The 22,005-nt window shown below is 30.1% G+C and carries 23 protein-coding genes; 11 read left to right on the forward strand and 12 right to left on the reverse strand.

The genetic code is table 11. The features are described from left to right. Positions 1-59 precede the first annotated feature (59 nt). The 4 genes from trpA to Q0842_RS13310 are packed head-to-tail and all read left to right on the forward strand — an operon-like array spanning position 60 to position 2,486. Positions 60-824 carry a tryptophan synthase subunit alpha gene (gene trpA / locus Q0842_RS13295; protein WP_298498965.1) on the forward strand — a complete coding sequence of 255 codons (765 nt, stop codon included), beginning with the start codon at positions 60-62 and terminating at the stop codon, positions 822-824. Between the two features lie 4 nt (positions 825-828). Beyond that, positions 829-1,044, forward strand: a complete 216-nt coding sequence (locus Q0842_RS13300) for a hypothetical protein (RefSeq protein ID WP_298498968.1) — start codon at positions 829-831, stop codon at positions 1,042-1,044. Further along, positions 1,044-1,493, forward strand: a complete 450-nt coding sequence (locus Q0842_RS13305; RefSeq protein WP_298498971.1) for a tRNA (cytidine(34)-2'-O)-methyltransferase — start codon at positions 1,044-1,046, stop codon at positions 1,491-1,493. Before Q0842_RS13300 ends, Q0842_RS13305 begins: the two co-directional genes overlap by 1 nt. A gap of 42 nt (positions 1,494-1,535) precedes the next feature. Then, positions 1,536-2,486 (forward strand): TIM barrel protein, encoded by a 951-nt coding sequence (locus Q0842_RS13310; RefSeq protein WP_298498975.1) that lies wholly within the window; start codon positions 1,536-1,538, stop codon positions 2,484-2,486. Between the two features lies 1 nt (position 2,487). On the opposite strand, the gene Q0842_RS13315 is transcribed toward Q0842_RS13310, so the two are convergent. From Q0842_RS13315 to Q0842_RS13325, 3 genes are read right to left on the reverse strand one after another with little or no spacing between them, the layout of a single operon-like run. Continuing rightward, positions 2,488-2,712, reverse strand: a complete 225-nt coding sequence (locus Q0842_RS13315; protein ID WP_298498978.1) for a VF530 family protein — start codon at positions 2,710-2,712, stop codon at positions 2,488-2,490. Next, complete coding sequence (locus tag Q0842_RS13320) at positions 2,712-2,927, reverse strand: DUF6500 family protein (RefSeq protein ID WP_298498981.1); 216 nt, start codon at positions 2,925-2,927, stop codon at positions 2,712-2,714. Before Q0842_RS13320 ends, Q0842_RS13315 begins: the two co-directional genes overlap by 1 nt. Positions 2,928-2,933: 6 nt before the next feature. Continuing rightward, positions 2,934-4,208 (reverse strand): DEAD/DEAH box helicase, encoded by a 1,275-nt coding sequence (locus tag Q0842_RS13325; protein WP_298498984.1) that lies wholly within the window; start codon positions 4,206-4,208, stop codon positions 2,934-2,936. Positions 4,209-4,409: 201 nt separating this feature from the next. Here Q0842_RS13325 and Q0842_RS13330 point away from each other — a divergent pair, with 201 nt between their 5' ends. Further along, a complete protein-coding gene (locus tag Q0842_RS13330) occupies positions 4,410-6,353 on the forward strand; it encodes a hypothetical protein (RefSeq protein ID WP_298498987.1) in 1,944 nt (647 codons plus the stop codon). An 82-nt stretch (positions 6,354-6,435) separates the two neighbouring features. On the opposite strand, the gene Q0842_RS13335 is transcribed toward Q0842_RS13330, so the two are convergent. After that, a complete protein-coding gene (locus Q0842_RS13335; RefSeq protein ID WP_298498990.1) occupies positions 6,436-7,116 on the reverse strand; it encodes a uracil-DNA glycosylase family protein in 681 nt (226 codons plus the stop codon). Between the two features lie 100 nt (positions 7,117-7,216). On the opposite strand from Q0842_RS13335, the gene Q0842_RS13340 reads away from it, so the two are divergent. Next, positions 7,217-7,351: a 30S ribosomal protein THX gene (locus Q0842_RS13340; RefSeq protein WP_298498993.1), complete on the forward strand. Its 135-nt coding sequence runs from the start codon at positions 7,217-7,219 to the stop codon at positions 7,349-7,351. A 137-nt stretch (positions 7,352-7,488) separates the two neighbouring features. Continuing rightward, positions 7,489-10,206 (forward strand): chondroitinase-B domain-containing protein, encoded by a 2,718-nt coding sequence (locus Q0842_RS13345; RefSeq protein ID WP_298498996.1) that lies wholly within the window; start codon positions 7,489-7,491, stop codon positions 10,204-10,206. Between the two features lie 70 nt (positions 10,207-10,276). Here the strand turns inward: Q0842_RS13345 and yaaA are convergent, their stop codons facing one another. From yaaA to Q0842_RS13370, 5 genes are all read right to left on the reverse strand, one after another. Continuing rightward, a complete protein-coding gene (yaaA, locus tag Q0842_RS13350) occupies positions 10,277-11,035 on the reverse strand; it encodes a peroxide stress protein YaaA (protein ID WP_298498999.1) in 759 nt (252 codons plus the stop codon). A 133-nt stretch (positions 11,036-11,168) separates the two neighbouring features. Then, a complete protein-coding gene (locus Q0842_RS13355; RefSeq protein ID WP_298499002.1) occupies positions 11,169-11,657 on the reverse strand; it encodes a hypothetical protein in 489 nt (162 codons plus the stop codon). A gap of 95 nt (positions 11,658-11,752) precedes the next feature. After that, positions 11,753-12,229, reverse strand: a complete 477-nt coding sequence (locus tag Q0842_RS13360) for an Hsp20/alpha crystallin family protein (protein WP_298499005.1) — start codon at positions 12,227-12,229, stop codon at positions 11,753-11,755. Between the two features lie 239 nt (positions 12,230-12,468). After that, a complete protein-coding gene (locus Q0842_RS13365) occupies positions 12,469-13,503 on the reverse strand; it encodes an RluA family pseudouridine synthase (protein WP_298499007.1) in 1,035 nt (344 codons plus the stop codon). A 2-nt stretch (positions 13,504-13,505) separates the two neighbouring features. Beyond that, positions 13,506-14,063, reverse strand: a complete 558-nt coding sequence (locus tag Q0842_RS13370) for a PASTA domain-containing protein (RefSeq protein ID WP_298499010.1) — start codon at positions 14,061-14,063, stop codon at positions 13,506-13,508. 150 nt (positions 14,064-14,213) lie between these two features. On the opposite strand from Q0842_RS13370, the gene Q0842_RS13375 reads away from it, so the two are divergent. From Q0842_RS13375 to coaD, 3 genes are read left to right on the forward strand one after another with little or no spacing between them, the layout of a single operon-like run. Then, the gene (locus Q0842_RS13375) at positions 14,214-15,188 is read left to right on the forward strand and encodes a D-alanine--D-alanine ligase (protein WP_298499013.1); all 975 of its coding nucleotides are present in this window, start codon (positions 14,214-14,216) and stop codon (positions 15,186-15,188) included. A gap of 58 nt (positions 15,189-15,246) precedes the next feature. Next, on the forward strand, positions 15,247-15,852 hold the full coding sequence (locus Q0842_RS13380) for a zinc-ribbon domain-containing protein (protein ID WP_298499017.1): 606 nt from the start codon (positions 15,247-15,249) through the stop codon (positions 15,850-15,852). A gap of 37 nt (positions 15,853-15,889) precedes the next feature. Beyond that, positions 15,890-16,345 (forward strand): pantetheine-phosphate adenylyltransferase, encoded by a 456-nt coding sequence (coaD, locus tag Q0842_RS13385; protein WP_298499019.1) that lies wholly within the window; start codon positions 15,890-15,892, stop codon positions 16,343-16,345. Positions 16,346-16,660: 315 nt separating this feature from the next. Here the strand turns inward: coaD and Q0842_RS13390 are convergent, their stop codons facing one another. Continuing rightward, entirely contained in the window at positions 16,661-18,274 is a 1,614-nt protein-coding gene (locus Q0842_RS13390; RefSeq protein WP_298499021.1) for a SulP family inorganic anion transporter, read from the reverse strand. A gap of 381 nt (positions 18,275-18,655) precedes the next feature. On the opposite strand from Q0842_RS13390, the gene Q0842_RS13395 reads away from it, so the two are divergent. Then, positions 18,656-20,392, forward strand: coding sequence for a M14 family metallopeptidase (locus Q0842_RS13395; RefSeq protein ID WP_298499023.1), 1,737 nt, complete (start codon positions 18,656-18,658; stop codon positions 20,390-20,392). On the opposite strand, the gene Q0842_RS13400 is transcribed toward Q0842_RS13395, so the two are convergent. Both Q0842_RS13400 and Q0842_RS13405 read right to left on the reverse strand, forming a co-directional pair. Beyond that, on the reverse strand, positions 20,384-20,965 hold the full coding sequence (locus Q0842_RS13400) for an NUDIX domain-containing protein (RefSeq protein WP_298499026.1): 582 nt from the start codon (positions 20,963-20,965) through the stop codon (positions 20,384-20,386). The genes Q0842_RS13395 and Q0842_RS13400 overlap by 9 nt on opposite strands. 182 nt (positions 20,966-21,147) lie before the next feature. Next, positions 21,148-22,005, reverse strand: an 858-nt coding sequence (locus Q0842_RS13405; RefSeq protein WP_298499029.1) for a T9SS type A sorting domain-containing protein, incomplete at its 5' end; no start/stop codon positions are given.

The following is a 22,005-nucleotide window of genomic DNA, read 5'->3' on the forward strand; positions in this document are numbered from 1 at the left end:
TTGCTTTTTATTGCAAAAAAGGATGCCGCTTCAATCCCTAACGCAAAAAACGTTTCACAATGAACAGAATAAATAAAAAATTAAAAGAAGACAAAAAATTACTGTCTATATATTTTACAGCTGGGTATCCAAAAATTAACGATACTGTTTCCATCATTCAAAACTTAGAAAAAAATGGTGTCGACATGATTGAAATTGGCTTGCCATTTAGCGACCCTTTAGCAGATGGTCCAACTATTCAAGATAGCTCAACAAAAGCTTTAAAAAATGGCATGACAACCGAGGTGCTTTTTAATCAATTGCAAGACATCAGAAAAACTGTGAATATTCCATTAATTATAATGGGCTATTTTAATCCAATGCTTCAATATGGTGTAGAAGCTTTTTGTAAAAAATGTCAAGAAATAGGTATTGATGGTTTAATAATACCTGATTTACCAGTTGATGTATATCATGAAGAATATCAAACTATTTTTGAGAAATACGGGTTAATAAATGTGTTTCTCATTACACCACAAACTAGTGATAAACGGATACATTATATTGATTCAATATCAAATGGGTTTATATACATGGTAAGTAGCGCAAGTACAACAGGTGCACAATCTGGATTTGGTAAAGAACAAACAAGTTATTTTGAGCGCATAGGTAAAATGAATTTAAAAAACCCTCAAATTATAGGGTTTGGAATTAGCAATAATGAAACCTTTACACAAGCAACTCAATATGCTAAAGGTGCTATTATTGGAAGTGCTTTTGTAAAGCATATAACCAACAAGGGAATTAATAGTATTAAAGAGTTTGTTAATTCAATTCTTAATTAATTAAATGAAATTACTTAACGATTGGAAACTTATAATATTATTATGCCTTACTTTAGGTTTAGCTCCTTTTTTTCCAGAACCTCATCTTTGGGGTAAACTAAAATGGATTGCTGGTGGTGCTAACAATATGCAACTTATGGATTGGTTTGATGTGATTATGCATGGTTTCCCTTTCTTACTTTTAATACGATTAATAATTATTAAATCAATTAAAAAATAATGTGCCTTAACATTGTTCTAATAGAACCAGAAATCCCTAATAACACAGGAAACATAGGCCGCTTAGCTTTAGCATCTGGATCGCATTTACATTTAGTAAAACCTTTTGGGTTTGAAATTAATGACACGCGATTAAAACGTGCAGGACTTGATTATTGGCAACATTTATCAATTACCTATTATGAGAATATTGATGAATTCTTTTCAATAAATAAAAATAAAAACATGGCTTTTCTTTCCAGTCATGGAACAAAAAACCATTGGGATATTCCTTTTAAAGATAATATGTTTTTAATTTTTGGTAAAGAATCTGTTGGCTTACCTAAGCAGCTAATTGAAAAATATAAAGACACCCTTTTTAAAATTCCCCTTTACAGCGAGCATATTAGAAGTTTAAATCTAGCCAATGCTGTAAGTATTACTGTTTATGAAGGGCTAAAACATATATAAAATTAGTAAATTGCTTTATAATTTTTTTTTAAACTAAAGCTTATGAAATCTATTTCAAGAAGAGCATTTACAAAAAAATCGGCACTAGCGTTAGGTGCCATTCCTTTTGCGACTTTACCCAGTAATTTTATCGAACTAAATGAAACAGTAGAAAAACTAAATATCAATATATTTTCTAAACACCTTCAGTTTTTAGATTTTAAAGAGTTAGGAGCACGTACTGTTGAAATGGGGTTTAATGGTGTAGATTTAACAGTAAGGCCAAAAGGGCATGTACTACCAGAAAATGTTTTCAATATTTTACCAAAGGCTATAGAAGACATTAAACTAAGTGGTGCAAAATGCATTATGATGACTACAGCTGTTAATAATGTAAATAATCCAATTGATATTAATGTGCTTAAAGCAGCATCAGAGTGTGGTATAAAATATTATAGAACAAATTGGTTTAAGTACTCTAAAAACAAATCAATGATTGATAGTTTAAATGACTATCAAACAATTATTAAAGACATAAGTATTTTTAATAAAAAACATGGCTTGATTGGTTGTTATCAAAATCATGCAGGTACATCAGTAGGAGCATCGATCTGGGAAATAAAAAAAATTATTGAATTAGCTAATTTAGATACATTTGGTGCACAATATGATATTAGACATGCAGTTGTAGAAGGTGGTTTATCTTGGAGCAATGGCTTAAAATTGATTAAAGACAATATTAATAGTATTGTTTTAAAAGACTTTAAATGGGGGCAAGTAAATGGTATTTGGAAACCTATAAATGTACCTATTGGCGAAGGTATGGTAGATTTTATTAGCTATTTTAAACTTCTAAAAAAATATAAAATTAATGTACCAGTATCTTTGCATTGCGAATATGACTTAGGAGGTGCAGAGCGTGGAAGCACATCCCCTACTATTAGCAAAAAAGACATTTATAAAGCTATTTCTAAAGATCTAAAAACACTTCAGCAATTTTGGGAAGAAGCCTAAATTAGCGTTTGTTTTTTAACATCTTTAAATATAAATTCTCAACTTTTGTTCTAGCCCAAGGTGTACGTCGTAAAAATTTCAAACTCGATTTTACAGAAGGGTTATCAGTAAAACATTTAATTTTAATAGTATAACCCATATATTCCCAACCATAGTGAGCAACCAAATCATTTATAATTTGTTCTAGCTTAATGCCATGTAATGGGTTATTAGGCTGAGATTCCATTATAAATTATTTACCAGTTTTTTAATTTTTACTGCTTTCTCAAAATGATCTAGTTTATGAGTTTTAATCCACCAAGTAGCTGCCTCCATAAGTAAATCTGGGTTATCATTTTTATTCTTAAAAAATGCATAAAAAGACACCCCTACATGTTCACCTTTAGTAGCAATTTTTTTATCACAAACTTCAATGATTTTATCTTTTAGAATCTTTTGCATAATATATTAATTACGTCTGTCGCTATTTCGTTTAGGACGTCTAGAATTATTCTTCTTATTAGAATTTCTATTAGAATTATTTGAATTATTTCTAGGGCTACGTTGTTGCCTACCTTGCCCTTGCTTTATTGGTGCTGTTGATGCATTAGGATCAGGCTCAAAACCTTCAATTATCTGAACAGGAAGTTTCATTTCTATCAACTTTTCAATACCTCTTAAAAAGCTAGTTTCATCTGCACTTACTAATGATAATGCTTCACCACTTGCCCCTGCTCTACCTGTTCTACCAATTCTATGAACATAATCTTCAGAAATATTTGGTAATTCAAAATTAATAACATGTGGAAGTAATGGAATATCTAATCCACGGGCTGCAATATCTGTAGCTACCAATACTCTAACACGGCCACTTTTAAAACCAGATAAGGCCTTTGTTCTTGCACCTTGGCTTTTATTACCATGAATAGCTGCTGCAGTTATCCCCGATTTCATCATTTTTTCTGTAAGCCTATTTGCACCATGTTTGGTTCTTGTAAATACTAATACTTGTTTCCAGTTACCTTCAGAAATTAATTTAATAATCAATCCTGTTTTCAAGCCTTTAGCAACACGGTAAACTTTTTGTGTAATAGCATCAACTGTTGTGTTTTCTGGTGTGGCTTCAACTTGTACAGGATGGTTTAAAATACCATGTGCTAGTTTCTTTATGTCTTTTGAAAAGGTTGCTGAAAACATCAAATTCTGACGTTTTTCTGGCATGGATTTAATAACACGTTCAATATCTCTTAAAAAACCCATATCAAGCATTCTATCTGCTTCATCAAGCACAAAAATCTCAACTCGTTTAAGTGATACAATACCCTGATTTTGTAAATCTAATAAACGCCCTGGAGTTGCTACTAAAACATCAATACCTTGACGTAAGGTAGCTGCTTGTGGTTTTTGATTAACACCACCAAAAATCACAGCACTTCTTAAATTTAAAAACTCGCTATATTCTCTAACATTTGCATACACTTGTGCAGCCAATTCTCTTGTTGGAGTTAGTATTAAAGCTCGAATAGGTCTATATTTAGCTTTAGGGTTTTCAGAAAGTAAATGTAAAAGAGGTAATGTAAAACCAGCTGTTTTACCTGTTCCTGTTTGTGCCGATGCTAATACATCCTTACCTTCTAAAACTGGCGGAATGGCTTTTTCTTGAATCGGACTTGGAGTTGTGTATCCTTTCTTGCTAATTGCTTTTAACAAGGCATCAGATAAGCCTAAAGATTGAAATGACATATATGTTGTTTATGAAGCCCCTTAATGGGTAATTGAGATAATAAAACATAATGCATTCTACCTCCATCCTTCTAATTAAAGCGCAAAGGTACATCTAATTTTATCATTCTGTTTTTTCTTGGGTTGACTTTGTTATAAAAAAACACGAACTTCGTTCAAATCTTAACAAAAAACATTGAAGATTATCAAAAACCATATATTATGAAAATACTCAGTAACACTATTACACTCTTAATTTTTTTAATATATGTAAACATAAACAGTCAAAACTTCCCAATAGAAGGATCTGAAATAAGCATTTCTGAATACCTATCAAATTCAAATCCACAATTTGATGATGATTTTAACTTTAGCATGCTTCTAGGTGATTTAAACATTAGTAACAAAAGAGTTACAATTGTAATTGACCAATCTTTTATAATTAATAAGAAATTATCCAACCCTGTAAACAAAAATGTTACCCTTAAATTTATTAATGGTAATGTTATAGAATTCGGGGATACAAAAGAACAAGATGTCTATGGAAATGAAGTAATAGTAAATTCTGGTGAAATAACTATAAATGGGCAAATTGACGCTGGTCTTTTTGAAATATTTAGACTTCCAAAAGCCGATATATTAAAAGATAATTATTTAGTTAAAAGGGTGGTTAGTTCATATTTAGATAATGCTAAAATTAAATATGCATATCCTCAATGGTTTGGTGCTATTGTTAATGATAAGATAGACGATTATTTAGCTATTCAACAAGCATTAAACTTTCATAAAGATATTTTTTTACCAACTGGAATTTATCATATTTCGAAGCACTTAGAAGTCTCAAAAAACGATGCTAGTATTATAGGTTCGGGGCTAAGAACAAGAATTACTACATTGGAAAGTTTTAATGACTATAATATGCTTCAAAATTTCAAATATGATTTGCCTCAAGCAGATAATTATAAAGATGATGATTATGGAGTATACCATGTTAAAATTGAAAATTTACACTTCTTAACGAAGCAAATAGCTGACTATACAAAAAATGTAACATGTATCAATTTAGTTCACCCAAATGAAGGAGGTGTAATTAGAGACACCTACTTTTCAAGTACACACTTTAAATGGGAAGAGGATAAATATCCAACTGAAATCGCTGGTAAAACCGCAATAAAACTTCATACTAAAGAAACTGGACCTTATTCAAGCATAAACGTTTTCTTAATTGAAAATTGTATTAATTATGGCTTATGGAAAGGCAAACAATTAATTGCAGGAGATTATGGCAATGGACTTAATATTAACAAATATACTTTTGGACAGAGTGAGGATAGTATTCTAGATATAAGTGGTTTAAGCGGGGTTATTATTAATGATAGCCATTTTGAATATGCGGGATGGATTAAAGGAGAAAAAGATGTGATAAGAATAAATAAATGTGATATTGTTAAACTTTCAAATCTAAAAATCTGGAATGATGGAGGATGGAAAAAAGAAAATAACCCTATTAATAACCAGTTAACTGCAATACATTTTTCTAAGGAAGGAGACGACTCAAAGATTGCAAATAGAAATAATCATATTGTGGAGAATACTTCTTTTCTTGTAGCGGGTTATCAATTAGGTTTTGATACTTATATTCAAGATGACTTACATGATAAAAAGTTAAAAACTCAAAATGGGATTCGAACAATACATCAATATTCTAAATTTGATATAAGTTATATTGATCGTGAGGGAGAAATATTTAGTATTGAAAATCACAATAATTATAAAACAGTTTCAATAAATAGACCTTTTACTATTAATGAATCATTAAAAACAATTGAAATTCCTTATAAATTGGATAAGGGTAATCATTCTGCTGAAGTTTTGATTACAGCAAGAAATAATGATAATGGATTACCCGTGTTTTTAAAACTTATATTAGCAAATGCTGATAATACTGGAGGGTATCACCCTAGTTTACCAACTCCAAATGTTACAGATGGAACTCATAATGCTGCAATAGTAAATAAACTAGCTCCCGATTTGGGTTTTACCCTTGTTTATGATGAATCTACTAAATTCTATTCTTTGAATGTTGAAAATGCTAATGGATTATCTTATGTTAAAATTAGTTTAATGGGACATCTAATTTACGATGGCCAACAATTTGGAAAATAAAAAACTATGTATAATATAAATATAAGAAGTCATTATTTAAGGGGAAATTAAAACGGATTTATCAACTGTTAAACAAAGCTCACTAAAAAAACTCACGATACTGCATCACTCGAAAATCGAACGTATTAAAATCGGGATTTTTAGATTTCAGTTGTTTGTACAAAGGCAATCTGCTAATAGATATATTAGCGGCTCCAGAACCTGAAGTTAAAGATACTGTTTTGATAGTTCGATTTGATTCAACAAGTTTTGAAACCTCATTTGGGATAACAAATTTATGTATTCGTGGCACCTCATTACAAACCAACTCCAATTTTAAGTTATAGGTTTTTAAATGTTTTCTAAAAAAATACTCTGGTCCATTTTTACTATTACCTCCAGTAAATAATAGCGTATCAATTTTTGGAAACTGTTTTAAATAATTAATAATATCTCTAAGTTTTATATTTTGCATTCCTAAATCTGAGGCATCAATTTTTTCTCTGTCTGCACAATCAACAATATCACAAACCCCTATTCTATTTTTAATTAAAAAAGTTTTTCTTTCTTCTATCGCTTCATTTGAATTATCATAACGTAAACCCAAATTATGAATTTTATCTATAAATAACCAAAGTGAATTGTAATAACTTCCGTAGCAAAAATCAACATCTTTTTCTAAAAGTTGGCCGGTTGTAAATCTTGGTGGTGGCAACGTTCCTACAATAAGTTTTGTAGTATCTTTTTTAATAAATGGTTTATATGGATGTTTGTGTTTAAACATGAAAAAACTTGCCTTTTTACTTTAAAAATGTTATCTTATTAAGATATAAAGATAATGAGATTATTGTCTTAATTAAGAATCTTAAAAAGTAAATTCAATTATGGGAAAAGGAGATAAAAAAACTAAGAGAGGCAAAATAAACCGAGGCACTTTTGGAGCTAGACGACCTAGGATTAAAAAAAAACGATCTATCGAAAACAAAATTAGTATTGAGAATAAGGCAACAGCAAAATAAGCTTTATTATTCATTTATGTATTTCAAGCAAAATAAATACCTTTCATCGGTAAAATTTTTTAGTTAGGTTTTATTTGTTATTTTTGGTTAACCAAATTGGTTTACCAGTTAATACTTGCATCTAAAACTAAACTAATATGATTTCAAAATTTACTCAAAAAACATGCAATTTTAAAGTGTCTTTCTTAAAAACTTGCATTGCAACACTAATTCTTTTTTGTAATTATAGTGTGTTTTCTCAAACTACTTATAACATTGACGACCCAGAATCTTTAAGGGATGTCATTTACGAACCCGGAGATGTTATTATTCTAAAAAATGGCACGTACACTACAAATGAACGTATAAGGTTTCTTGGATCTGGTACTGCAGATAACCCAGTTATTTTTAGAGCAGAAACTCCAGGTGGTGTAATATTTACTGGTGGTCCAAGATTAACTATTGGTGGTGAAACAAATGACACAACAGGTGATAAAATAGCAACTGGCGAATATTTAATAGTAGATGGTTTCCATTGGAAAGGTGGGTATGGAGCTAGTAATTTTATAGAATTTAGAAATGGTAATGATTATGCACACCACAGTACCATTCAAAATTGTGCTATTGATGGATTAGGAATAGACCCAAGCGATTTAGCAGAAGATTTAGCTGATGAGCAAATACCAAAACATAGATGGATTGTATTATACGGAACTTATAATACAGTAATTAACTGTTCATTTATGAATAAAGTTAGTGCTGGTGCTATTATTTTAGGAGAATATGCATATAATGCATTTCCTCCTGTAGCTGATGGTGAAACAGAAATAAATACTAGTTGTTTAGAGGTAGGCCATACTATAATGAACAATTACTTTTATAATTTCGAAAAAATGACTGAATTATATGGTAGAAAAACTAATGGTGATGAACTATCAAATGCAGGAGATAGTGAAACGATACGTATAGGTACAAGTTCTTATCAAATGGTAAATAGTAATGTTACTGTTAGTAACAACTATTTTGTTAAGTCTGACGGTGAAAATGAAATTATTACTAATAAAAGTAAAGGCAACACGTACACTAATAACACTTTTAGAAGTTGTAGAGGTTCTCTAGTACTCCGACATGGATCGAACGCAACTGTAGAAGGAAATTACTTTTTAGGTGAAAATGTTGATGGTACTGGCGGAATTAGAATCTCCGATAGTTTTCACACTATTACAAATAACTATATTCAAGATTGTATTACGGTTGTTGATTTTGCTAAATGGAATAATGGTATAACATTTATAGGAGGTGGTGCTGATGCTGATGTTGATTGCAATTCTGACGATGTTTCAAATGGATATCAAAAAACAGAAGGCATTATCCTTTCTAATAATACGATAATGAACACGAATGCACCATTGTTTTATAACGTAAATACAGACAACAATAATGATGTAACAGGAACAGTTGAAAATAACTTAATATACTTTGCTGCAGATTATCCTGCTACAAATTTAACACCAGTAATTTCTGGTGATACACCTACATCTTATTCTGATATTGGTGCAACACTAACTTATACAGGAAATGTATATAACGGAACAACTTTAGGTGAAACAAACGCTGGTTTTTCTGAAGAAATAGGAATTACTGCAACTGCTAGTGGTGAAACTTTCTCCTTTGCAGGTTCTGGGTCTGAAGGTAAAGGAGCCAACATGGGTGCCTATTTACCAACTACTGATGATATGGTTGGTTACGGTATTGGAGCATGTTTTATAGATTATACTGGTGCAGGTATTACAGATGGTGATTGTACCATTGAAGTAAGCGAATCGTTAACAGTTAGCAGTTTATCAACACTTCCTTCTGATGCGACTAGCTATGATGTTACAGTAACAGCTAATGTTAGTTGGACAGCTTCTTCAAATGATACTTGGATAACTATTAATACTAATATGGGCACAGGTAACGCAACAATTTTAGTAACTGTTACTGAAAATACTGATACAAATAGTAGAACTGGTAGCATAACTTTTACACAAGACCCTGGAGGTGATGATATTGTTAGAACCTTAAATATCACTCAAGAAGGAGCCAATTTAACAGATGTATACGAGCTTATTAATACAGGAACCGGGTTACCTGAAGATAAGGTTACAGTTCATTCTTTTTCAAAAGAAGAAGTAGATGGGACTTCTAAATTTAATTACGCTAAAAACACACTAGATAAAGACAATGGCACAGTTTGGGCAGCCGATGATGGTAGTCTTGTAGCTGGAGATTATAAAGGAGATGGCGAATATATCATTTATGATTTAGGAGGCATGCATAACCTTGATTTAATTCAATTTACAACCACTAACAAATCTGATGCTTTTGGGTTTCAAGTTTGGGTTTCTACAACAGGAACCGAAACTTCAGACTTTACAATGGCATTACCCTCTACTGGAGATTTATTATTAACGGCAACGGGTACAACTGATTTTAATTCGTTTGAAATTGATGTAAATGCAAATTATATTAAATTAATAGGTTACGGAAGATTTAATAGTGCAGGAGATGCTCGTAAAAGTGTTTGGAGCGCAGTAGGTGAAATAGAATTTTATGGTACAACCAGTTTATCTGTATCTAATAATCAATTAAGCAAACTAGATGTTTATCCTAACCCTGCTAAAAAAAGTATAAAAATTGGAAACTTAAATTCTACAATTACATCGTTAAATATTTATAATATTCAAGGTAGAAAAGTGTTAGAACAATCTTTAAGTAATTCTAAATCTTTAATTGAAATTGATATTTCTTCATTAACTAATGGTTTCTACATTTTAAATATTGTAGATAAAAATGGAGTTCGAGCTTCAAAGAAAATAGTGGTCTTAAACTAAAAATATAAAAACCCCTAAAAATTCTATTTTAGGGGTTTTTTATTAAAATACTTTTCTATATAGTTTTAATCTATCTAATAAAAACCAAGTCATTTCCTTTAGACATTGATTCACTAAAGCTATAACCATCATAATTAAAGCCTTTTAAATCATTAATAGTTTTGGCATCTGTATCTACAACATAACGAGCCATCATGCCTCTAGCGGCTTTAGCAAAAAACGAAATCATTTTATATTGCCCATTTTTAAATTCTTTAAAATTAGCTGTTATCACAGGTACTTTTAAAGCTTTTACATCTATGGCTTTAAAATACTCATTACTTGCTAAATTTAAAAATAACTCATCGTCTTCAAGCTCTTGGTTTAAGGCATGCGTAATGTCCTTTTTCCAGAATTCATAGAGATTCTTTTTTACTCCAATTTTTATTTTTGTTCCCATCTCTAAACGGTAAGGTTGTATTAAGTCGGTTGGTTTTAACACACCATATAAACCTGAAAGTATACGCACCGTATTTTGTAGCGTTTCTAATTTTTCTTCAGGAATTGTGTAAGCATCTAACCCTCTATACACATCGCCATTAAATGCATAAACTGCGGGTCTTGCATTATCTTTTGTAAATGGTAATTCCCAAGATTGGTTACGCTCGTAATTTAATTGACCCAAAGCTTCAGAAACACCCATAAGTTTAGATAAACTTCTAGCTGATTTTGGCTTTAGCAATTTATTTAAACGCTCAGATTGGTTTAAAAACCTAGGTTGTGTATATTTTGCCGTTGGTAACGGGCTTTCAAAATTTAAAGACTTTGCTGGAGATAATACTAATTTCATATTTAGTTATGCTTTTCATTTCAATTCTTATATTCAAATTTACAACTACTAATTTACTTTTAAAATTTAAGCTTAGAATTATTTATGATACAGTTATAGATTGAATTGATATTATCTGAAATTCTAAATAAATTTATTGTTCTTCTTCTGGTTTTATAAACTCTGAATGGTATTTTTCTAAAAATTGTTTCTGTCTTTCTATCATTTCATTTCTTATTCTATCTATATCCATAAAATCATTTCCAAAATCACTCCCAAAAAAACCATCATTAAAAAAACGTTTACTAAAAAGGGAATCTTGAGAAAAAACATCATCGAATCCTTGGTTTTCAAATCTTGAAAAATTAGTAAAAAATTTTGATTTAAATGATTGCATTAAACTATCCCTATCAAAATTAGAAAGATTATCATACTTACTATTTGAAGACCAAGAATAAATACTATCATAACGGATTAAATTACCGTTTTCATCAAATTCTTTATCAACTTTCCAAGAGCCCTTAGGTGTATTAACATTATTATTAATATTGCCGTTTTTATTTGTGTTTTCTACTTCTCCTTTTTGGCCGTTACAACTTAAACTTAATAAAGCCATTACTGTTAAAAACATATACTTTTTCATTGCTTTACATTTTAAAATTAAACATTTTAGGTATAAGTGGAGGCTCATATAAGAGCCTCCACTCTACTAATAAATCTAAAAATTTTATAAAACAATTAAGAAATATTAATGGTTCTTACTGGCTTTTTCTTTGCCTCTTCTTTTTTAGGCAACAGAATGTTTAAAATACCATCTTTATAGCTCGCATTAATATTTTCATCATTGACACTTTCAGGTAAAGTAAAGGTTCTTTTAAAAGAAGAATAACCAAATTCTCTACGAGTGTAGTTTTCTCCATTTTGTTCATTTTCCTCCTTTGCCTCTGTTGATATAGATAACATTTGATTATCTAGGTCTACATGAAAATCTGATTTTTTTAAGCCTGGAACTGCCATTTCTACTATAAAAGCATCGGCTGTTTCTTTAATATTTACTTTTGGTAAAGTTATTCCAGTATTAAAATTTGAAGTAAATACTGAAGGCAGATCTCTATTAAAAATATCATCTAACCAATTTGACCAATTGTGGAAGTTTGTGTTTGAATTAGTGTTTGCTAAACCTCCGTTTTTAGGAACATTAACTAAATTGCTCATAATTACAAAATTTTAAATTAAACATTATTTCAAATTTGAAACATTTACTGTTTCTTAAATGCATAAATCAAAATAAATACCAAATTCAAAAAAGACTAATTGATTTATAAAATTTTGCTACAAAATGAACTAAAACTGTCATGTTTTCATTGTTTTAAATGTCATATTGACATTTTTAAAAGCATAAAAACAATAAGTAATTTGATAAAATACTGGAACTAAAATAGCTTAACCAGTTTTTATAAATCTTGATTTTTGGTGTAATTACGCCACTTTTCGATACATTGTTGCATATCGTCTGGGATTGGTGTATCAAACTGCATAAACTTACCCGTAGTAGGGTGCTCGAAACCTAAAGTTTTAGCGTGTAATGCTTGACGTGGTAATACTTTAAAACAATTATCAACAAACTGTTTATATTTAGTAAATGTAGTACCTTTTAATACTTTGTCTCCTCCGTAACGCTCGTCATTGAACAATGTATGCCCTATATGTTTCATATGCACACGTATTTGGTGCGTTCGTCCAGTTTCTAATTTACAAGACACCAAAGTTACATATCCTAAACGTTCTAAAACTTTGTAATGGGTTACGGCAGGTTTGCCTTTATCGGCTTCATCGTCTAAAAAAACAGTATTTTGTAATCTGTTTTTAGGATGGCGCCCAATGTTACCTTCTATTGTGCCTTCGTCTTCACTTACATTACCCCAAACAATAGCTACATATTCGCGTTCGCTAGTTTTATTAGCAAACTGTGCCGATAAATGTGCCATGGCTTGTTCGGTTTTTGCAACTACTAAAAGTCCGCTGGTATCTTTATCAATTCTATGTACCAATCCTGGACGTTCACTAGAGTTGTTTGGCAAATTATCAAACCTATAAATTAAAGCGTTTATTAGTGTTCCAGAATAATTACCGTGCCCTGGATGCACTACAATACCGGCTTCTTTATTTACAACGAGAAGGTCGTCGTCTTCATAAACCACATCAATATCAATATCTTCACCTACTAATAAATTCTCGAATGGTGGATGCGAAAATAACACTCTAATTTTATCAAAAGGTTTTACTTTGTAGTTAGATTTTACAGCAACATCGTTTACAAAAATACTGCCTTCTTTTGCTGCAGCTTGTATCTTATTTCTTGTAGCGTTTTCAACAAAATTCATTAAATATTTATCAATACGAAGTGGGGCTTGCCCTTTATCTACAACAAATGCATGGTGTTCATAAAGATCGTTATCATCTGGTAATTGGGGTGTGTAGTCGTCCATATTTAAGGTCTGTTTCCATTACCAAGTACTAAATCTATCACCGAAGTTCTGGCTAATTTATCGCCTGCTTTAATTGTTTTTCCTTTATGAGTAAGTTTTAAAACCATGTCTTTTCCTAAATTGTCTACGTAAGTTATTTTGCCAATTTTAAAACCTAAAGCTTCTAAATTTGGTTTTACTTGCCTAAACGTTTTATCAATTAAACCCTCAGGGATATTCATTTTTCTGTAACCTGATGGGTTTAGTGTTATATATATTTTTCTATTTTCTTTAACCTTTGTACCTGATGGTGGCTCTTGCTCTATAACAGAAAACTTTGGGTAATCTGGATTGTAATTAGCAGAATCTTGAATTTTCATCACCAAGTTATTATCTTCTAATTCAATTTGCGCCACACTTATAGATTTTCCTTTTAATTCTGGTACGGTTTCAAAATCACCATGATTTGTAGAAATGTTTAGCCATTTTAACATGAAAAAACATATTAGTACTAATGCTACAATTGCCAATAAAAGTTGGGTGAAAAAAGTTTTACTGGTTAGAAATTTAATAATGCTCATTTATAGTATTTTCGATTAGGCAAATATATAAAAACAGAACTGTTTTTTCTTTTGCAATATATATGATATTTTAGCTTAAACAATAACAACTAACAATAGATACGTTTTATTGTTGATTTTAGACGAGTACTAAATTATTTATATTACTAAATGAAAAAAAACATTGGCATTATTATGGGTGGGTATTCTAGCGAATACAAAATCTCATTAACAAGCGGAAATGTGGTATATGAAACGCTTGACAAATCTAAATATAAGCCTTATCGCATTCATATTTTTAAAGATAAATGGGTTTATGTTAATGATGAAAATGAAGAATTCCCAATCGATAAAAACGATTTCTCAATAAATGTTGGTGCTTTTAAAGTTACTTTCGATTGTGTTTTTAATGCTATACATGGTTCTCCTGGTGAAGATGGTTTTATGCAAGGGTATTTTAAATTACTTAATATACCCCATACCAGTTGCGATATGTATCAAGCTGGAGTAACTTTTAATAAACGTGATTGTTTAAGTATATTAAAACCTTATGGCATAAAAACTGCCGAATCTTATTATGTAAATCTTGGTGATACTATTAATGAGGATGCCATTATTAATAAAGTAGGATTGCCATGTTTTGTTAAAGCTAATAAAGCTGGAAGTAGTTTTGGTGTTAGTAAAGTACATAAAAAAGAAGATTTACAAAACGCTATTAATTTTGCTTTTAAAGAGGATAACGAAATAATAATAGAATCGTTTTTAGATGGCACCGAAGTGTCTGTTGGAGTAATTACATTTAAAGGAAAAACCAAAGTATTACCAATTACTGAAATTGTGTCTGAAAATGATTTCTTTGATTATGAAGCTAAATATTTAGGAAAATCGCAAGAAATAACTCCTGCAAGATTAACTAAGGAGCAAGAAGACAAAGTAACTAAAGAAGCTAAAAAAGTATACGAAGTGTTAAAAATGAAAGGTTTTAGCCGAAGTGAATTTATTTTTAAAAATGGCGAACCACATTTACTAGAAATGAATACTGTACCTGGATTAACCCGAGAAAGTATTTTACCACAACAAGCTGCTGCTGCTAATATTACATTAGCTGAATTATTTGATAATGCAATTGAAGAAGCTTTAAAGTAGCAACCCTATTTTTATAAAAATAAAACCTATTTTATAATTACAAACTAAACCAATACTAATGATTTTTTACGGAACAAATTCTTCTAGATTAAAAGATGGACAATTGCCAAATGTAACTTGCCCAAATTGCAAAAACCAAACATCTATGACTTATACTGTTTTTGGTAAATATGCTTACATCTATTGGATTCCGCTATTTCCAATGGGAAAAATAAATGTGTTGGAATGTAACCATTGTAAACTCACTTATAAACTAAAGGAATTACCAGAACAAATACAACGTAAATTTGAAACCGAAAAACATACTGGTGTTCCTTTAAAACATTTTACTGGTTTAGCTATAATTTTAATAGGAATTGGGTATTTAGCTTATTCGGGTTCTAAACATAAAGACGACGAAGCTCAATTTATAAAAGCACCTGCTATTGGGGATGTGTATTCTGTATTATCAGAATCTAAAGGTCAATATACCACCATGAAAGTTACGAGTGTTACACAAGATAGTGTTTACGTCGTTTTTAATGATTATGAAATTGATAAGAGAAGTGCTATTTATAAAATAGATAAAGATGCTAACTATGGTGATTATATTGACGGTTACACTAAAGAAGAAATAGTATCTTTATATAATGAAAAATCTATTTATAATATAGATAGAAATTAAATACTAGATTATAAATAGTAACGACAAATACTTACTAATGAAACGAGCTTTATTCCCTGGGTCCTTTGACCCACTAACATTAGGACACTACGATATTATAAAACGTGGTGTTACTTTATTTGATGAAATTATAGTAGCTATTGGTGTAAATGCCGATAAAAAATACATGTTTTCCTTAGACCAACGAAAAACATTTATTGAAGATGCTTTTGCCCATGAGCCTAAAGTAAAAGTAGTTACATATAAAGGGCTAACAGTTGATTTTTGTAAAGAAATAGGTGTTGAATTTATTTTACGAGGATTAAGAAATCCTGCAGATTTTGAGTTTGAAAAAGCCATTGCACATACCAACAGAAAATTAGCTAAAGTAGAAACAGTATTCTTATTAACTGAAGCAAAAACATCATATATTAGTTCGAGTATTGTTAGAGAAGTTATTAGATATAATGGAGACTACACAAAGTTGGTACCCGATAATGTTAGAGTGAAATAATTTTCAGAAACACTAATTATCTTTTTTATAAGATTATTGATTCTTTTATATTTTACAACATTAATTAAGTTCTTTATTTAGGGATTAAAAGTTTATTCGTTCCCTTTAACTAGTCTGTATATTGTGTTAATTGAGTATTTAAAAAGGTCTATGTAATAATATTAAGTTTATTATTACATAGACCTTTACTAATTTTAAAAAACATTGTGGTTTGCGCAAGGGATTGTAGTGAAAAGCCCACAGTAACCATTTTTTTTGGTTACGAGGACTTGTAACGTAAAGCCCGACCCTTGTGGTAGCGCCCAAATATGTATTCTAAAACTTATATTCTGAAAGACCTTTAGTAAAAGCCTCTGGGTTTTCGGCTAAGTGATAACGTGGATCGTCAATATCCTCAACGATTACTTCTTTAAACTTAGGATTAGATTTATGAAGTAATATTTTACAGTCTTCGCTTAAATGTTTTAATTTTATTTGCTTTCCTGCAGCTTCATATTTTTCTACCAAATTGAAAATAGCTTCGATGGCTGAATGATCGCTTATACGAGATTCTACAAAATCGATTTCAACTTTTTCTGGATCATTTTTAATATCAAATTTTTCGTTAAAAGCTATAATTGACCCAAAAAACAAAGGCCCCCATATTTCATAAACTTTAGTTCCATCTTCTCTTAAACGCTTACGAGCTCTAATACGTTTTGCATTTTCCCAAGAGAAAACTAAAGCACTAATTATAACCCCTGCAATTACAGCTATTGCTAAATCAAAAATAACTGTTAATGCAGATACTGCTATTAATACAATAACATCACTTAGTGGTATTTTATTTAAAATTCTAAAACTACTCCAAGCAAATGTGCCTATAACAACCATAAACATAACACCTACTAAAGCCGCAATAGGAACTTGTTCTATAAGTCCAGATGCAAAAAGTATAAAGATTAATAATAATACAGCAGCAACTATTCCAGAAAGTCTTGTTCTACCACCAGATTTTATGTTTATTAATGATTGCCCAATCATAGCACAACCACCCATTCCACCAAATAAACCGGTGATAATATTTGCGCCACCTTGCGCCATACATTCTTTGTTTGTATTACCTCTAGTTTCGGTTAATTCGTCTATTAAATTTAAAGTCATTAAAGATTCTATTAAACCAATAGCTGCAAGAATTAAGGCATAAGGCCCAATAAATGCTATTGTTTCCCAATTAAAAGGTACTTTACTAAAAATATCTGTTTGAAATTTAGGTAATCCACCTTCTAAACCTGTTCCGCCTCCATCACGAATAAAACTACCTACTGTAGCAACATCTAAGTTTCCGAAAATTACAATGGCAGATACTACTAAAATAGCTATTAAAGCTTCTGGTAATTTCTTGGTTAATTTTGGCAAACCAAACATAATACCCATAGTTAATAGTACCAAACCAAGCATAGTCCATAATTGAGTTCCAGAGAACCAATTACCATCAACATCCTTAAACATTCCTAATTGCGATAAGAATATTACAATGGCCAATCCGTTTACAAACCCCATCATTACTGGGTGTGGAATCAATCTAACAAACTTACCAAGTTTTAAAACACCTGCTAACATTTGTATAATTCCCATTAAAATAACAGTTGCAAATAAATAATATAAACCTAACTGCTCACTAGCTTCGCCCATAGCATTTCCTTCTGCTACTAAACTCACCATTACTACTGCTAAAGCGCCAGTTGCCCCACTAATCATCCCTGGACGACCACCAAATATAGACGTTATTAAGCCTATCATAAATGCAGCATATAACCCAACTAAAGGGTCTACACCTGCTACAAAAGCAAAGGCTACAGCCTCTGGCACTAATGCTAATGCAACAGTTATTCCACTTAAAATATCATTCTTGGCATTTGCTGTTCGCTTTCTAAAAAACTCTGTCATGGTTATTTTTTTTGAAGCTGCAAATTTACGTTTAATATGTTGGCTTGCAAGTTAGAAGGATTATAATTTACCTAGTAAACACACTATAACGTTATAGTGTAAATAAAGACAACTTGTTTTTTAACCATTTTAAAGCAGTTTCTCGTTATTGAAACAGTCTGTTTTTGTAATAAGAGTTTCCATTAAAATTTATAAGAGTTTATGTAGACATTACAGCTATAGATTTAACATTATCCTAATTAAAAATAGACTTTTGTGTATTAAAGGTATGTGTATAAGAATGTTTTTTATTGATTAACAAACCTATTGGAAACTCTAATTTATTATTGAACTATAGTTTATTTATAAAGAAATTGTAGTTTTATCCAATACCAATAATCAATGAGAAAAATATTAAGTTTTTTTATTCTATTAATTTCCTGTAATTCATCTACAAACAAGAAAGTGTACAATTTTGAAACTCATTTTGAAAAAACTAATGGTTTGGAAACTGGCACATACCAACAAACCATACAATTTTACAGCAATTTAGCTGAAGTATATCCAGAAATACATTTTGAAGCAATAGGTGAAACCGATTCTGAAAAACCACTACACATCGTTACATTTAATACTAATAAAGAATTTGATTTTTCTGAAATTAGAAAAAACAACAAACGTGTTTTACTTATAAATAATGGTATACATCCAGGAGAATCTGATGGTATTGATGCTACCATGATGCTATTTAGAGATCTTTCACAAGGCAAAATTATAGCACCCAAAAACACGATTTTAGTTACCATACCAATTTATAATATTGGTGGAAGTTTAAATAGAAATTCTACAACCAGAACAAATCAAAATGGCCCATTAGAATATGGCTTTAGAGGCAATGCACGAAATTATGATTTAAATAGAGACTTTATTAAATGTGACACTAAAAACGCACGAACTTTTACTGAAATTTTTCATAAAATAAAACCAGATGTTTTTATTGATAACCATGTTAGTAATGGTGCAGATTATCAATACACACTTACTCATTTATTTACTCAACATAATAAACTTGGAGGTGAATTAGGCAACTATTTACACACTACTTTAAACTCAAAATTAGAAGAAAAATTAGTTAAAAAAAATTGGGATATAACACCTTATGTAAATATTTTTAATACTGTGCCAGAAAAAGGGTTTTCTCAATTTATGGATACTCCCAGGTATTCAACGGGTTACACAACTTTATTTAACTGTTTGGGTATGATGGTTGAAACACACATGTTAAAACCTTACAAAAAACGCGTTAAAGGCACTTATGAACTCATGAAAAGTATGATTGAAATTATTGAAGAAGATGGAGAACAAATAAAAAACAATAGAAAAACGGATCTATTACATTTATATCAAAGTGATTATTATAACTTAAACTGGATAATTGACAGCTCAAAAACTACTACTTTAAACTTTAAAGGTTATAATGCAAAAAAAATAAAAAGTAAGGTTACTGGTTTTGAAAGATTAAAATACGATAACAAAAAACCTTTTACAAAAGAGGTTGCCTACTTTAACTATTTCAAACCAAAATTAAAAGTTAAAATACCTAAAGCATATATTATTCCTAAAGGTTGGTTTAATGTTATTGATTTATTAAAACTGAATCAAGTTGAGATTGATACACTTAAAAATGATACTATTTTAAATATTGAAAGTTATAAAATTCTTAATTATGACACTAAGAAAACGGCTTACGAAGGTCATTATTTACATAATAATGTGAAAATAAATACTAATGTGAAAAATATGCCATTTAGTAAAGGTGACTATATTATTTTTACTCAACAAGAAGCAATTAGGTATTTATTAGAAACCTTAGAACCTCAAGCAAATGATTCTTTTTTTAATTGGAATTTCTTTGACGCAATTTTACAACAAAAAGAAGGGTTTTCTCCGTATGTATGGGAAGATAAAGCTTTAGAATTATTAAATAATAACTTTAAATTAAAAGCAGATTTTGATCTTAGAAAAAAAGAGTTTCCAGAATTTAACTCCAATTGGTATGCGCAATTAGACTGGCTATTTAAACAAAGTGAGCATTATGAAAATGCGCATTTACAATACCCCATATATCGTTTAAACTAATAATTTAATATTAGCATAAGAATTACTTAAAGCTTCCTTAGATTGTTTTTTATCTAACCAAGCAACTTTTGTTATACCTTCATTTTCTTGTGCTTTTAACTTTCCATTGTAGCTTGTTTTCATTTCAAACCAATAGGTAATTTTTATTTTGTAGCGTCCGTTTCGTTTAAATATATGATACGTAGTATCAAGAGGCTTTGTTATTTTTAAACCTTTAACTCCCGTTTCTTCTTCAACCTCTCTTATAGAGGTTTCTTCTATAGTTTCTTTCTTTTCAGCTTTTCCTTTAGGTAAATCCCATTTATCGTTTCTGTAAATAAAAAGGATTTCACCTTTATCATTATAAACCTTACCACCTCCAGCAATAACATTTGGAAGTTTCTTTAAAAACTTTTTTAGTATTTTATCCGGGTTTTTATGTATTAATCGAGCCTCACTTAAGGCTGTTCTATTAAGACGTCTTATAACCTTCGCCATATTTACTGTTTTAAGTAAATAATTTTTAAAGTTAGTTTCTTTCTCAACTACTGTTGTTAAAATTATTGGTTTATCACCAACAAAAATTTTATACATATTAGTTTTCATTATCAATTTCAATACGGTAAAAATATCATTTTTAGTTACACATCAAACATTGTAATAAATTATTTTTCGTGCATTATGAATTTTTCTTATTTCTAAACTAAAAACATCTATAAAACAAAAGAGTCGTTGTATAAACAACGACTCTTTTAAAAAACTAATCTTTCTTTTTCTTATTTATTCACTAGTATCTTTTTAGTTATTGTTCTGTATTCTGATACCAATTGTAAAACATACATACCAGAATTAAGATTTCTAGAATCTATTGTTTGTAAACCAAACTCTAAATCAGAAGCGATTCCAGACATTATGTTTCTTCCACTAATATCAATAATATTATAATTCATAACTTCATTATCAAACAGCTCTAATTCAATTTTTAAACTATTAACAACTGGATTAGGAAATATTTTTGAGATACTGTAAGTTGCAATAAAATCTTTCTTGAAAGCTTCATAGCTATTGTATTTACTTACAAAATCGTCAATATTGAACTCATTCCCTCCTTTGGCTGAAATGCTACTTTTACCACTATTTCCTCTATTAAAATATTTATTAAAGAAATAGCAAAACCATCTAGAACCAATTACTAAATTTACTGCTCCATGAACGTCTAACGAAGCACATATACTATTATTAGCAATCAAATTAGCAACATCAAAACCAGTCGTTTTCCCAGGCACCACTACAGATAAATCTAAAGTTTCTGGATTGTAAACTAAACTATGAATTCTGTAAAAACCTTGGTGGTTAACTTCAAATTCTGGTTTGTTAGAAACATCCAAGATAGTTAAAGAGTAAGCTTCTGTTAAAACATATAATCTTTCGTAACCAGCTGGAATAACTGGACTCTTTTTTGTTTTTGCTGATATCATAGAAACCCCTTTACTTAAACATTGAATAGGGTTTCTAGAATACATAGTGCCAGAATATGCATTACATTTCGTTGTATCCTCTTCAACCATTATTGGTGCTCCTGCTACATCTAATGAGGCACATATACCTGCATTGGTTACAACCGTTAATACATC

Source organism: uncultured Algibacter sp. (assembly GCF_947495675.1).
Lineage (GTDB): Bacteria > Bacteroidota > Bacteroidia > Flavobacteriales > Flavobacteriaceae > Algibacter_B.